The 13,842-nt window shown below is 73.8% G+C and carries 9 protein-coding genes and 1 pseudogene; 6 read left to right on the top strand and 4 right to left on the bottom strand.

All coding sequences use genetic code 11. From position 1 onward, the window contains the following. The first annotated feature begins 47 nt into the window (after positions 1-47). Positions 48-1,670: a chaperonin GroEL gene (gene groL / locus GA0070216_RS18450; RefSeq protein WP_091247437.1), complete on the top strand. Its 1,623-nt coding sequence runs from the start codon at positions 48-50 to the stop codon at positions 1,668-1,670. A 61-nt stretch (positions 1,671-1,731) separates the two neighbouring features. Here the strand turns inward: groL and GA0070216_RS18445 are convergent, their stop codons facing one another. After that, positions 1,732-4,176, bottom strand: a complete 2,445-nt coding sequence (locus tag GA0070216_RS18445; protein ID WP_091247436.1) for a S8 family serine peptidase — start codon at positions 4,174-4,176, stop codon at positions 1,732-1,734. A 545-nt stretch (positions 4,177-4,721) separates the two neighbouring features. Here GA0070216_RS18445 and GA0070216_RS18440 point away from each other — a divergent pair. Then, complete coding sequence (locus tag GA0070216_RS18440) at positions 4,722-6,563, top strand: glycerol-3-phosphate dehydrogenase/oxidase (protein WP_425413166.1); 1,842 nt, start codon at positions 4,722-4,724, stop codon at positions 6,561-6,563. A gap of 115 nt (positions 6,564-6,678) precedes the next feature. Beyond that, positions 6,679-7,185, top strand: a complete 507-nt coding sequence (locus GA0070216_RS18435) for a hypothetical protein (protein WP_091247431.1) — start codon at positions 6,679-6,681, stop codon at positions 7,183-7,185. A 64-nt stretch (positions 7,186-7,249) separates the two neighbouring features. On the opposite strand, the gene GA0070216_RS18430 is transcribed toward GA0070216_RS18435, so the two are convergent. Further along, positions 7,250-8,650 carry an FAD-binding oxidoreductase gene (locus GA0070216_RS18430; RefSeq protein ID WP_091247428.1) on the bottom strand — a complete coding sequence of 467 codons (1,401 nt, stop codon included), beginning with the start codon at positions 8,648-8,650 and terminating at the stop codon, positions 7,250-7,252. 35 nt (positions 8,651-8,685) lie between these two features. On the opposite strand from GA0070216_RS18430, the gene GA0070216_RS18425 reads away from it, so the two are divergent. Then, positions 8,686-8,952 carry a DUF4031 domain-containing protein gene (locus tag GA0070216_RS18425; protein ID WP_091247425.1) on the top strand — a complete coding sequence of 89 codons (267 nt, stop codon included), beginning with the start codon at positions 8,686-8,688 and terminating at the stop codon, positions 8,950-8,952. 17 nt (positions 8,953-8,969) lie between these two features. Here GA0070216_RS18425 and GA0070216_RS18420 read toward each other — a convergent pair whose 3' ends face one another. Then, complete coding sequence (locus GA0070216_RS18420; RefSeq protein ID WP_176739033.1) at positions 8,970-9,605, bottom strand: HD domain-containing protein; 636 nt, start codon at positions 9,603-9,605, stop codon at positions 8,970-8,972. Positions 9,606-9,672: 67 nt separating this feature from the next. Between GA0070216_RS18420 and GA0070216_RS18415 the strand changes: the two genes are divergently transcribed. Together GA0070216_RS18415 and GA0070216_RS18410 are read left to right on the top strand one after the other, a co-directional pair. Beyond that, on the top strand, positions 9,673-10,932 hold the full coding sequence (locus GA0070216_RS18415) for an FUSC family protein (protein WP_245722599.1): 1,260 nt from the start codon (positions 9,673-9,675) through the stop codon (positions 10,930-10,932). Positions 10,933-11,003: 71 nt separating this feature from the next. Beyond that, a pseudogene (locus tag GA0070216_RS18410) lies at positions 11,004-12,486 on the top strand (PrsW family intramembrane metalloprotease); the annotation flags it as partial. 1,014 nt (positions 12,487-13,500) lie between these two features. On the opposite strand, the gene GA0070216_RS36170 reads toward GA0070216_RS18410, so the two are convergent. Beyond that, a partial coding sequence (locus tag GA0070216_RS36170; RefSeq protein WP_218108242.1) for a hypothetical protein occupies positions 13,501-13,842 on the bottom strand: 342 nt, incomplete at its 5' end.

Here is a 13,842-nt window from a genome sequence, read left to right as displayed (position 1 = left end):
GACACAACACCCGGGTGGCCCGTGAGTGTCCAGGAGGACAACGCCGTATGGCCAAGATGATCGCGTTCGACGAAGAGGCTCGCCGCGGCCTCGAGCGGGGCATGAACCAGCTCGCCGACGCCGTAAAGGTGACCCTCGGCCCGAAGGGCCGCAACGTGGTGCTCGAGAAGAAGTGGGGTGCCCCCACCATCACCAACGATGGTGTGAGCATCGCCAAGGAGATCGAGCTCGAGGACCCGTACGAGAAGATCGGCGCCGAGCTGGTCAAGGAGGTCGCCAAGAAGACCGACGACGTCGCCGGTGACGGCACGACGACGGCGACCGTCCTGGCCCAGGCCCTGGTGCGCGAGGGTCTGCGCAACGTGGCCGCCGGCGCCAACCCGATGGCCCTGAAGCGGGGCATCGAGGCCGCCGTGGCCAGCGTCTCGGAGGAGCTCTCCAAGCTCGCCAAGGACGTCGAGACCAAGGAGCAGATCGCCTCCACCGCCTCCATCTCCGCCGGTGACAGCACCGTCGGCGAGATCATCGCCGAGGCGATGGACAAGGTCGGCAAGGAAGGCGTCATCACCGTCGAGGAGAGCAACACCTTCGGCCTGGAGCTTGAGCTCACCGAGGGCATGCGCTTCGACAAGGGCTACATCTCCGCGTACTTCATGACCGACCCGGAGCGTATGGAGGCCGTCTTCGACGACCCGTACCTCCTGATCGTCAACAGCAAGATCTCCTCGGTGAAGGACCTGCTCCCGATCCTGGAGAAGGTCATGCAGTCGGGCAAGCCGCTGCTGATCATCTCCGAGGACATCGAGGGCGAGGCCCTGGCGACCCTGGTCGTCAACAAGGTCCGGGGCACCTTCAAGTCGGTCGCCGTCAAGGCGCCGGGCTTCGGTGACCGCCGCAAGGCCATGCTCGCCGACATCGCCATCCTCACCGGTGGTCAGGTCATCAGCGAAGAGGTCGGCCTCAAGCTGGACGCCGTCGGCCTCGACATGCTGGGCCGCGCCCGCAAGGTCGTGGTGACCAAGGACGAGACCACCATCGTCGACGGTGCCGGTGACGCCGACCAGATCCAGGGTCGGGTCAACCAGATCCGGGCCGAGATCGACAAGAGCGACTCCGACTACGACCGTGAGAAGCTGCAGGAGCGGCTGGCCAAGCTGGCCGGCGGCGTCGCGGTGATCAAGGTCGGCGCGGCCACCGAGGTCGAGCTGAAGGAGCGCAAGCACCGCATCGAGGACGCCGTCCGCAACGCGAAGGCCGCCGTCGAGGAGGGCATCGTCCCGGGTGGTGGCGTCGCGCTGGTGCAGGCCGGCAAGACCGCCTTCGACAAGCTGGACCTGGCCGGTGACGAGGCGACCGGCGCGAACATCGTCAAGGTCGCGCTGGACGCCCCGCTGCGGCAGATCGCCGTCAACGCCGGCCTGGAGGGTGGCGTGGTCGTCGAGCGCGTCCGCAACCTGGACGCCGGTCACGGCCTCAACGCCGCCAGCGGTGAGTACGTCGACCTGCTGGCCGCCGGCATCATCGACCCGGCCAAGGTGACCCGGTCGGCGCTGCAGAACGCCGCGTCGATCGCGGCGCTCTTCCTCACCACCGAGGCCGTCGTCGCGGACAAGCCGGAGAAGACCCCGGCCGCCCCGGCTGGCCCGGGTGGCGGGGACATGGACTTCTGAGTCCAGCTCCAACGCCGAAAGGGGCGGGCCGCGCAAGCGGTCCGCCCCTTTCCGTGTCCCGTCAGCGGCGGGCTGCCCGCACCGCCGCGTACGCGTCGACCAGCCCGGCCCCGGTCGACGCCGCCACCGGGCCGCAGCTGAGGTCGGCCGGCCCGGCCGGTTGCGCGGTGTCCCGCAGGATGCTCCGGGTCCGGTCCAGGTCACCGACCAGCGCCGGATTCGCCGACCACATCAACGCCACCACGCCCGCCACCTGCGGGGTGGCCATCGAGGTGCCGTCCTCGGCGGCGTAGCCACCGCCGGGCATCGCGGAGAGGATCTCCGCCCCGGGGGCGACCAGGTCCGGCTTGGCGGCCCCGCCGGGGGCGGGACCACGGCTGGAGAACTCGGTGACCGCGCGGTCCCGGCCCACCGCGCCCACCGTCAGCACGTCCGGGTACGGCGCCGGCGGGTCGACGACCGACCCGCAGTCCGGGCCGGTGTTCCCGGCGGCGGCCACCACCAGAATGCCTGCGGCCGTCAGCGCGGCGGTCGCCGGGCGCAGCGCACCCGGGTCGCAGCCCTCGACCGGCGGACATCCCCACGAGTTCGTGAGCACGTCCGGGGCCCGCTCCGGCCGGCCGTCGGTGAACGGGTCACCGCCGGCCGGGAACGGGGCCAACATGAACTGGAGGCAGTCCAGGTAGTGCGCCGGACTGCCCAGGTTGCGGTCGAGGTTGACGCAGCCCACCCACTGCGCGCCGGGGGCCACCCCGATGCCGTCGCGCCCCACCGCGCTGGCCGTGGTGTGGGTGCCGTGGCCGCCGGAGTCGGTCGGGGAGCGGGTGTGGTCCCACGGGTCGTACCAGGAGTCGTCGCCGCCCCGGAAGCCGGCGGCCAGCGTCGGATGGGTGCCGTCGACCCCGGAGTCCGAACTGCCGATCACCACCCCGGACCCGGTGACGCCCAGCTCCGCCCAGACCCGGTCGGCGCCCAGCATCCGGATGTTCCACTCCGGGCCGGTCGGTGCAGGCCGGTCACCCCCGCTGACCGGTGCCGGTGCGGGCAACGGCCGGAGCCGCTGGCTGACCAGCACCCGGGCCACCTCCGGCCGAGCGGAGAGCCAGGCCCGCACCGCCGGCCCGCCGTCGGTCTCGATCGCGTTGACCAGGTAGTACGGCGTCGGATCGAGACGTAGTCGGGTCAGGTCCCGGCGCAACGCGCCCTGGGTGCGTTCGGCGGTGGCCACCAGCCGGCGGTAGACCTCGGCGGTCCGGGCGTCCCGGCCGGCCCGACCGGGCGTACCGGCGGGGATGCCGGAGAGGTCGGCCTGCTCGCGGAGCACCACCAGCAGCCGCTCGCCGTACAGGCCGGGTTGGCCGGCGGCCACGTCCACCACGCCGACGGTGAGCAGCAGGACGGCCGCGCTCGACGCGGCGACCAGCCGGCTCGGGGTGCGCCCGCGTGGTCGGCCGAGCAGCACCCCGTACCCGATGGCCAGGACGACAGCGACGGCGAGCCCGACGCCGGACGCGACCGCGACCCAGTACGGGACGTCGCGGGTGGTGGCCAGCAGGATCGAGATCTCCTCCGGGTCGGTGAGGGCCAACGGGCCGAACACCGCCAGGCCGACCAGCCAGCGGACCGGCGCGGAGCCGGCCGGTGCGCCGGCCCGGCGGGCCGCCACCTGGCACGCGCCCAGCACGAAACCGACCGGCGGGACGAACAGCAACGCGGGGAGCTGGGCACCGGAGTGGCCGGCGCCCGCGACGACCAGCAGCAGGACCACCCCGGCGACCAGGCCGCCGACCAGCACGGTACGGGCGGCCCGGGGTGGCCCGTCGCCGGTGAAGGGAGACCAGAACCGGTCGCCCAACAGCGCCCCGGCCAGCAGGCCGACCGCCGTCGCGGCGAGCGCGGCGAGCACCGTCTCCAGCAGGCCGCCCAGCGCGCCGAACCGGACCCACGGCAGCAGCAGGGCCAGTCCGGCCGCGATCGCCAGCAGGGTGACCGCCCGGGGCCGACGGGCACGGTCCGCCGCTGCGGGCGGGGTTGTGGTGGTGGCGGGCGGGGATGCGGTGGCGGTGGCGGGCGGGCCGGACAGCCGGGTGGTCAGCAACGCGAGCAGGGTCGCCGTCCCGGCCAGCGCGGCGAGGTACAGCTCGTGGTGCACCTGGGGAAGCGCCCATAGGGAACCGAGGGCGATCAGGGCGAGCGCGGCACCGAGCCAACCCCGGCCGGTGGCCCGCACCCGGGGCGAGCGGGGAAGCAGGGCCAGCAACAGCGCGGGAAGACCGACCGCCACGGCAGTGGCCAGGCTGAGCGCCGGCCAGAGCCACGCCTGCCGGTCCCATCCCGCGGCCACCTGCAACTGCTCGACCGACCAGCCGACCGCCTGGAGCAGCACGGCCAGCACGACCGTCCAGCCGCCGGCCAGCGCGGCGGCCACCACCGGCCACGGGCTCGACGGGCGGCCGGCGCTCGGCGGGAAGCCGTAGCCCGGCGGAGGTGGTGTGTCGGCCAGCATCCGGAAACAGTACGACGCGGCCGGCCAGCTCGATGCAGGTGCCGGTCCGACGGCCCGCCGCGACCTGTCGTCCTCGTCCCGTCGTGTCCTGCCCTGCCCCGCCCCGCTCCCGAAAACGGTGACGTGCGCTGCCTTCCGCCCCGCGCCAGCTGGCTCATTCCGCCGCCACCGCTGCCCTGCTGCCCCTCATGAGCCCGCCTCGCCGTAGCGGAGAGTGATGGCGGCGGGGGTGTGGACTTACCCCTTCGGAGCCTTTGCTCTGCTGCCATGGGCGCGACGGTTACTGATCGTGCGTGGTGCGTGGAGAGCAGCAGAGCAAAGGCTCCGTGGGTGGGATATGGGAGGGCGGGCGGGGATACGGAATTCGGGCTGGTGGGAGGGGTGGAGGGTGGGATGGGAGGTCGCAGGCCCGGCCGGGGAGCTGGTGACGGAGAGTCATTGCCTCGCTGCGGGTGCCCGTTGCGGAGCGTTGCCGGATGGGCGGTGCGGATCTCGGCAGGCTCCGGGCCTGCTGCCGGTGGGACCGGACGGGTTACGGTGGACGGGTGCGTGACCCCAATGTGACCCGATCCGCCGCTGGTCAACTCTCGCCGGAGCGCCGCGCTGCGGACCTGCGCCGGCTCCGGGCCGAGCGGTTCGACGTGTTGGTCATCGGCGGTGGGGCTACCGGTGCCGGTGCCGCGCTGGACGCCGCCTCCCGAGGGCTCAAGGTTGCCCTGGTCGAGGCCCGCGACTTCGCCGCCGGCACCTCCAGCCGATCCAGCAAGCTGATCCACGGCGGCCTGCGCTACCTGGAGCAGTTGGAGTTCCACCTGGTCCACGAGGCGCTGACCGAGCGGGGGTTGCTCGCCACCCGGCTCGCCCCGCACCTGGTGCGGCCGGTCCCGTTCCTGATTCCGCTCCCCGCCGGCCGGGGACTGCGCGACCTGCCGGCCCGGCTGTTCCGCCGCTCCTACTACGGGGCCGGGGTGGCCGCCTACGACGCTTTCGCCGGGCTCTTCGGCACCGGCCGGGGGATGCCGCTGCACCGGCACCTGACCCGTGAGGGCGCCCGCCGGATCTTCCCCAGCCTGCGGGCCGACGCGCTGGCCGGGGCGATCCGCTACTACGACGGCCAGGTCGACGACGCCCGACTGGTGGTGACCCTGGCCCGCACCGCCGCCAGCCTCGGCGCCACCGTGGTGACCAGCGCCCGCGCCGTCGGGCTGGTGCGGCAGGCCCGGGAGGTCACCGGGGTCCGGGTCCGCGACCTGGAGGCGCCCCCCGGCTCCCCGGACGCCGAGTTCGAGGTACGCGCCCGCACCGTCATCGCCGCCACCGGCGTGTGGAGCGACGACATGTCCCGGATGCTCAACGACGTCGGGCTGCGCCCCGGCATCCGGGTCCGGGCGTCCAAGGGGGTGCACCTGGTGGTCCCCCGCTCGGCGATCACCGGCGAGACCGGGCTGATCGTGCGTACCGCGACCAGTGTGCTCTTCGTCATCCCTTGGGGCGGGCACTGGATCATCGGGACCACCGACACCGACTGGCGGCTGGACCGCTCCCACCCGGCCGCCTCCGCCCGCGACATCCAGTACCTGCTCGACCAGGTCAACCTGGTGCTGGACCGGCCGCTGTCCGGTGCGGACATCGAGGGCGTCTATGCCGGGCTGCGCCCGCTGCTGGCCGGCGAGGCCGACTCCACCTCCAAGCTCTCCCGGGAACACGCGGTCTTCGAACCGATGCTCGGACTGCTGCTGGTGGCGGGCGGCAAGTACACGACCTACCGGGTGATGGCCACCGACGTGGTCGACCGGGCCGCCCACCGGCTCGGGGGCGTACGCCCCTCGCGCACCGCCGACCTGCCACTGCTCGGCGCCGACGGGTACGCCTCGATGTGGCGGGACCGGGCCGACCTGGCCCGCCGGCACGGGGTGCCGGTCGGCGTGGTCGAGCACCTGCTGGAGCGGTACGGCACGCTCACCCTGGAGTTGCTGGCGCTGATCGCCGCCGACCCGCTGCTCGCCTCACCACTGGCCGGCGCACCCGAGTACCTGGCCGCCGAGGTGACCTACGCCACCCGGGCCGAGGGGGCGCTACACCTGGAGGACGTACTGACCCGGCGTACCCGGATCTCCTTCGAGACGACCCACCGGGGCCTCGACTCGGCCGGGCACACGGCGGAGTTGATGGGCGCGGTGCTCGGCTGGGACGCGGCCACCCGGGACCGGGAGATCGCGCACTACCGGGCCCGGGTCGAGGCGGAGCGGGAGTCTCAGCTCATGCCGGACGACGCGACCGCCGACGCGGCCCGGTTGGGTGCGCCCGACGTCCGGGGTTTCGCCGCCGACCGGGGCGTCGACGGCGTCGAGGGTGGCCACGTCGAACTCCCGACGTCCACCCGCTGACCGATCCCGGGCGGCGACACCCGTCGATCGCGGCCGGCGGTGGGCGGTCCCACCCGCTGGCGGCGGGCCGGTCGGCCGGTTCCGGACGGCACCCGGGTGGGATAGGTTCCGGCGCGTGGTTCCCCCTCAGTGGTCACGTGCGCTCACCGTCCCCGCCGTTGCCGCCCTGACGGTTGCCCTGGCCGGCTGCGCGATGGTCGACCGGGACGGCGGGTCCACAGCGGACGGCAGGGGCGGGACGACATCCCCGGGGGTGACCGCCAACCGGGTCAGCCTGGTGCAGAAGCTCGGCGACGACGGTCCACTGCGGTCCCTCACCGTCGAGCCGGACGGCCGGTGGGAGTGCGACGACTGCGCCGGTGACGGGGTCACCTCGACCGGTTCCCTGGACGCCGAGCAGGTGCAGCGGTTGCAGAAGTTGCTCGCCGACCCCCGGCTGGCCCAGGAGACCGACCAGGTCCGCAAATACCGGGCGACCTGCATCGACGCGCTGACGTCCAGCCTGCTCACCACGACCGGCCTGATCACCTCGCAGGACTGCCCCGGTGAGGAGCGACCGGCGGTGGCCGGGGAGATCCTGCTCCTGCTCACCCAGGCCACCCCGGCCGAACCCACCCGCTGACCCGACCCCGCCCCCGACCCCGCCGCGCCGCCCGGTCCGCCGCCGGCCGGCCCGGCGAGTCGGTTCAGAGCACCTTGCCCGGGTTGAGCAGCCCGGTCGGGTCGAGCGCCGCCTTGATCGCCTGGTGCACCCGGACGCCGACCGGGCCGATCTCCCGGGCCAGCCAGTCCCGCTTGAGCAGGCCGACCCCGTGCTCACCGGTGCAGGTGCCGCCCAGGTCCAGGCCGAGCCGGATGATCTCGTCGAAGGCCCGTCGGCCCCGCTCCAGGCTCGCCGGGTCGGCCCGGTCCACCACGATGTTCGGGTGCAGGTTGCCGTCCCCGGCGTGGCCGACCACCCCGATCGGCACCTCGCACTCGGCGGCGATCCGGGCCACCCCGTCCAGCAGGGTGGCGAGTGCCCCCCGGGGCACCGCCACGTCGTCGATGATCAGGCCGCCGTTGCCGTCCGGGTAGGTGTCGGCGGCGAACTTCTCCATCGCCGGGTGGGCCAGCCGACGGGCCTGGAGCAGCGCCGCCGCCTCCACCGCGTCGGTGGCCGCGTAGACCTCCTCGGCGCCGGCCGCCGTGCAGACCTCGGCGATCCGCTCCAGGTCCGCCGCCGCCCGGGGGCCGGTGTCGGCGGCGGCGAGCAGCAGCGCCTGGGCGTCGGTGCGCAACCCCATCGGCCGGTACGCCTCGATCGCCCGCAGGTGTGTCCGGTCGAGCAACTCCAGCAGGCTCGGGGTGAGCCCCCGTGCGGCGATCCCGGCCACCGCCGTACCCGCCTCGGCGGTCGAGCCGAAGACCGCCACCATGGTCAGCGACTCCTCGGGCACCGGGCGCAGCGACACGGTGACCTCGGTGATCACGCCGAGGGTGCCCTCCGCGCCGACGAAGAGCCGGGTCAGGTCATACCCGGCCACCCCCTTGGCGGTACGCCGGCCGGTGCGCAGCACCTCGCCGGAGGCGAGCACCACCTCCAGCCCGAGGACGTACTCGGTGGTCACCCCGTACTTGACGCAGCACATGCCCCCGGCGTTGGTGGAGACGTTGCCGCCGATCGTGGAGGACTCCCAGGAACCCGGGTCCGGTGGGTAGTACAGACCCTGTGCCCGGACCGCCCCGGCCAACGTGGCGTTCACCACACCCGGCTGCACCACGGCGATCCTGGCCACCGGGTCGATCTCCCGGATCGCGGTCATCGCCACGGTGCTCAGCACCACCGCGCCGTCCACCGCGTTCGCCGCGCCGGCCAGCCCGGTCCGCGCCCCCTGCGGCACCACCGGTACGCCGTGCCGGGCCGCCGCCCGGACCACCGCCACCACCTGCGCCGTGTCCCGGGGGCGGACGACCACCAGTGGCGTACCGGCGGCGCAGAGGTCCGCCTCGTCGCGCCGGTGCAACCGGAGCAGATCCGGATCGGTGAGGACGGCCTCGTCGCCGAGGGCCGCCCGCAGGTCGTCGAGGAGGGGGGAGCCAGCCATGCGGCCGAGGCTAACCCCCGGCTAGATTGGCCGCCATGCTCTACCTGGACCGGCCCGCCTGGCCGTGGCGCGGTCGGCTCTGGTCACACCTGATCAGCGACGTCTCCCCGGCCGAACTGCACGCCTTCGCGGAGACGCTCGGGGTGCCCCGGCGGGGTTTCGACCGGGACCACTACGACATCCCCGCCGACCGGTTCCCCGCAGCCGTGTGGCTCGGTGCCCGGGTGGTGTCCAGCCGGGAGATCGTCCGCCTGCTGCACGCCTCCGGCCTGCGCCGCCCCAAACACCTCGCCCGCCCCTGATCCGGGACGGGCGGCAGTCAGCGCAGGGACGCCAACTCCCGGGTGAGGTTGGCGCGGGCGGGCGACTCCCAGCGGGCGGCCAGCGGGGGCAGCCGGAACAGGGCGGGCAGGGCGAGCAGCCCGTCGAGGACCCTCGCCCGGCCGGTGCGGAAGTCCGGCTCGGGCACGTGCGCGTACTCGGCGCGGATCGCGGCGGCGTACCCGTCGTACACCTCGGGGGGTGTGGCCAGGATCGCCAGGTCGGCGTCGCAGAGCAGCGCGCCGTCGCGGTCGCCGGGGACGACCCGGTGCCCGGCGGTGAGCAGCACCAGCCGACGGACCTCGGCCACCGTGGCGGCCGGCACCCCGAGCCCGGTGAGCAGGGTGCCGGCCAGCGTGGCGCTGGCCTGTTCGTTGGCGTCCCCGGCGGCGCGCGGGTCATAGACGGCGTCGTGCGTCCAAGCGGCGAGCGCGACCCGCTCCGGCCGGTCGGCGAGGTCAGCGTGCCGTTCCACCAGGTCCAGCACCGTCCGCAGGTGGCGTTCCGTGTGGTAGCGCCGGTGCGGTTCCCGCCAGCGGGCCAGCAGGTCGCCTCCGGCGGCGGTCAGCGCCGGGCCGTCGGTGGCCCCGGCGACCCGCGCCGCCGTCCGCCAGTGGTCGATCAGCTCGGTCACCCGGACGATTCTGCCGCACCTGGGCAGGGGATGAACCGGCGCGGCGTGGGTAGTCCCCGCCATGGCCGTGGCCCGGGACCGACGACCGTCGCTGCTGCGTCGCGCCGGGCTACGCGACGGCGGGACCGACGTCGACTCCATCCGGATCGCCGAGGCGATGGACTACCTGCGCCACCGGGGCCGGGCGACCCTGCACGACCGGCTGCACCAGGTGCACCTGGCGTTGGGCCTGGCCGTGCAGGCGGGTCTCGCCGCCGCCCTGGCCTGGATCGTGTCGCACCACCTGCTGGGCAACCCGCAACCGGTCTTCGCACCGATCTCGGCGGTCGGCACCCTGGCCGCCTCGGTCGGCCAGCGGCTGCGCCGGACCGTGGAGCTGATCGCCGGGGTGGCGGTCGGGGTGTTCCTCGGTGACGGGTTGATCTATTTCCTCGGCACCGGCGGTTGGCAGCTCGGGCTGGTGGTGACCTCGGCCATCCTGCTCACCACGTTCTTCGGGGCGAGCGTGGCGGTGGTGATCCAGGCCGCCGCGACCGCCGTGCTGATCGTCACCCTCAGCCCGTCCACCGAGGATCTGGAGCTGCCCCGGTTCGTCGACGCGTTCGTCGGCGGCGGCGTCGCGCTGCTGGTCACGGCGATCCTGTTGCCGCTCAACCCGCTCCGGGTGATCAACCGGGCGGCCCGGCCTGCGCTGGACCTGCTCTCCGGCCAGCTCGACGTCTGCGCCGAGGCGCTGCGGGACCGGGACCGGGCCGCCGCCCAGCGGGCGCTGGACCGGCTCCGGGAGAACAAGCAGGAGTTGGCCACCTTCACCGAGGCGATCGAGGGGGCGAAGGAGACCAGCACGCTCTCCCCGGCCCGATGGCACCGGCGCAGCGAACTGACCCACTACGCCGAGGCGGCCGACCCGATCGACCGGGCGATGCGCAACAGCGGCACCCTGATCCGGCGTTCGGTCACCATGATCGAGGACGACGAGCCGGTGCCGGAGCCGATGCCGGACGCGGTGGCCCACCTGGCCGAGGCGGTGCGGCTGCTGCGGCACGAGTTCGCCGTCGGCGCGGAGCCGGAACAGGCGCGTGAGCGATCGCTGCGCGCGGTCAGCGAGGCCGGCCGGGCGTACGCCCAGGGGGTCGGCTTCTCCGGCAGCGTGGTGATCGCGCAGGTGCGTACCACAGCGAGTGATCTGATGGTCGCCTCCGGCATCGAGCAGGAGGAGGCCAACCGGCTGGTCCGGCAGGCCTTCGGCGAGCAGGACAGATCCGACGGGAGCCCGGCCGAGCAGGATGTCGCCCCGAAACCCCCGACCGCCCCACCGCTCGGCTGACCCGACCGGGGGAGCGCGGCGGCCCGTCGGGGGGACGCGGATCAGCCGGCCCGTCCGCCCCCGGAGAGAGCCCGGCCGAACAGGCCGGGGATGACTACGCTGATCCACATGGCCGACACCCCGCCCGGCGGGCCCCCGCCGCCGCCCGCGCCCGCCGTACCGTCGTCGGACGCCGCCGCGCCCCGGATGCCGCTGCGCCGCCTCGGCTGGCGGCGGGTGCTGGCGCTGGCCGGGGTGGTGCTGCTGATCGCGGCGTGCGCGGTCTACATGCTCTACACGCTCGGCTCCAACCTGGGTCTGGACGCGCTGTTGGTCGGGGTGACCGCGGCGATCCTGCCGGTGCCGGTGCTGGTGGCCTGCTTCCTCTGGCTCGACCGGTACGAGCCCGAACCGCTGAAGTACCTGATCTTCTGCTTCGCCTGGGGCGCGTTCGTCTCGACCGCCGCGTCGCTGACCGTCAACAACAGCTTCGCCGCCCTGTTCAAGGACTGGGGGGTGTCGTCGTCGCTGACCGGGGTGCTGGTGGCCCCGTTCATCGAGGAGTTGACCAAGGCGCTCGGCCCGATCCTGCTGTTGATCTTCCGCCGCCGGGAGTGGTCCGGGATCACCGACGGCCTGGTCTACTGCGGGCTCTCCGCGGTCGGGTTCGCCATGGTGGAGAACATCCTCTATCTGGGCGGCCTCGGCTACGCCTCGGGTGTCGACCAGTGGGGGCCGGCCACCGGCGTCCGCAACGTCATCGTCATCTTCATCTCGCGGATCCTCTTCTTCGGCTTCGCCCACCCGTTGTTCACCTCGATGACCGGGGTGGGGCTGGGCATCGCCGCCCGGACCGCCGACCGGCGGATCCGGGTGCTCGCCCCGGTCGCCGGCTTGCTGCTGGCGATGATGCTGCACGGCACCTGGAACCTGATCCCGACGCTGGTGCAGGCCACCGGCCAGGCGGTGATCTTCTTCTACGGCATGGTCGCGGTGATGGTGCCGATCTTCTTCGGCATGGTCGGCTTCGCGGTCTGGTTGCGGGCCTGGGAGGGGCGGCTCACCGAGCGGACCCTGCCGGACTACGTCCGGGCCGGCTGGCTGAGCCCACCCGAGGTGGCCGCCCTGGGCAGCCTGGGCCGCCGGCACGCCGCCCGGACCTGGGCCCGGCGGGTCGGCGGGGACGCCGGGCTGCGCGCGATGCGTGGCTACCAGTTCGCCGCGACCCGGCTGGCGTTGCTGCGCGACGGGATGCGGCGTGGGCTGGACCGCAAGCCGGCGGAGCGGGAGCGCACCCTGCGGGAGGAGCGGCAGTTGCTGGACACGATCGCGGCGTACCGGTCCTTCTTCGTCGGCCGGGACCCGCAGACGCCGGTGGGCGTCTGGGACGGTGAGCGCTACCACCTGCGGTTCCCGGACGGCACCCAGCGGGTGGTCGACGCCCCGGACTCGCCGGTGGTGCCGATCCCGGTGGTGCTGGCCCCACCGCCGCCCCCGGCCTACCCGGCCGGCTACGGCCCGCCCGGTTGGTACGGCCCCCGGCCGGCCGCCCCGTGGCCGCCCGGCCGGCACTGACCGGCGAACTCCGGTCGCGTCCGACCGGCAGATCCCGCCGGCGCTGAGGTTCCGGATGGACGATTTCCCGGGCTGAGAAGAGCATCCGGTAGGCCGCCCTCGCGACCACGGTGACGGGGCGATGCGCCCTGACCGTGGAGAGAGACGGGCGTGCTCCGCGGTCGGCAGATGCACCGCCGCGCCGGTGCATCTGCCGACCCCGCCGCGACCGGGTGCGTGCGGGTGCGGCGGGGTCGCAGATGGTGAAGGGAATCTGCATTTCGCTGGACGACTTCGGCTGTTACGAAAACCCGCCACACCGGATGAATCGGTCGAATACGCTACAACTCGCCCGTAGGTGACCTTGTGTCACTGATAGGTGGCTCTAGGTATTCGGGCGGCTCTCTGGAGGGGTTCATGAGTAACAACCGACGGCTGCGGCGAGGACTGAAGCGTGGCCGCGCCGCTTCAGGGCTGAGTTCTGCCCTGATGGTGGTCGGGATGACGGGCGGACCCGCAGTCGCGGCGCCACCCACGGAGACCACATCGTCCGCGCAGGGTGTACTCATCGGCACGGCCGGTCCGCTAGGGCAGCACGGCGGGTGGCCGTCGTCCCGGTCGGCGGTCCGCCTGGACGGTGGCGGACCCGATGATTCGTGGGACAGCTACCCGAGCGGGCCACCGGACTGCGGTCCGCAGGGCTGGCAGGGTCCGTGGGGTGGGCACGACGGTGGCAAGGGTCACTACCCACCTGGCCCCAAGAAGGGCCCCCAGGGGCCACAGGGTGCCCAAGGCCCCCAGGGCGATGCGGGTGCCCCAGGCACGGGCACGCAGGGCGCGACCGGCGCGCAGGGCGCGACCGGCGCGCAGGGTGCCCAGGGGGCGACCGGTGCTCAGGGGACGACCGGTGCCCAGGGGGCTACCGGGGCGCAGGGTTTCCAGGGTGCTCCGGGCGTGCAAGGCGCTCAGGGTGACACCGGTGCTCAGGGTGCGACCGGTGCTCAGGGAGCTCAGGGTGAGACCGGTGCCCAGGGGTCACAGGGCACGCAGGGTCAGACGGGCGCTCAGGGACTCCAGGGCGCTCAGGGCGACGCAGGCGCTCAGGGTGCGACCGGTGCCCAGGGCGACGTAGGGGCGCAGGGCGTGCAAGGCGACACCGGTGCTCAGGGTGCGACCGGTGCGCAGGGCGTGCAGGGTTTCCAAGGTGCTCAGGGCGAGGCGGGTACGCAGGGTGCGCAGGGTGTTCCCGGCGAGACGGGTGCTCAGGGGCCGCAGGGTGTAGCGGGTGCGACCGGTGCCCAGGGTGCTCAGGGCTTCCAGGGTGCGCAGGGCGACGTGGGCGTGCAGGGTGCGCAGGGCGATGCGGGTGTGCAGGGG

It is taken from the genome of Micromonospora matsumotoense (genome assembly GCF_900091525.1).
In the GTDB taxonomy this organism is placed as follows: domain Bacteria; phylum Actinomycetota; class Actinomycetes; order Mycobacteriales; family Micromonosporaceae; genus Micromonospora; species Micromonospora matsumotoensis.
Note: the sequence above shows the minus strand (reverse complement) of the source record. Positions and strands in the feature narration are given on the sequence as shown.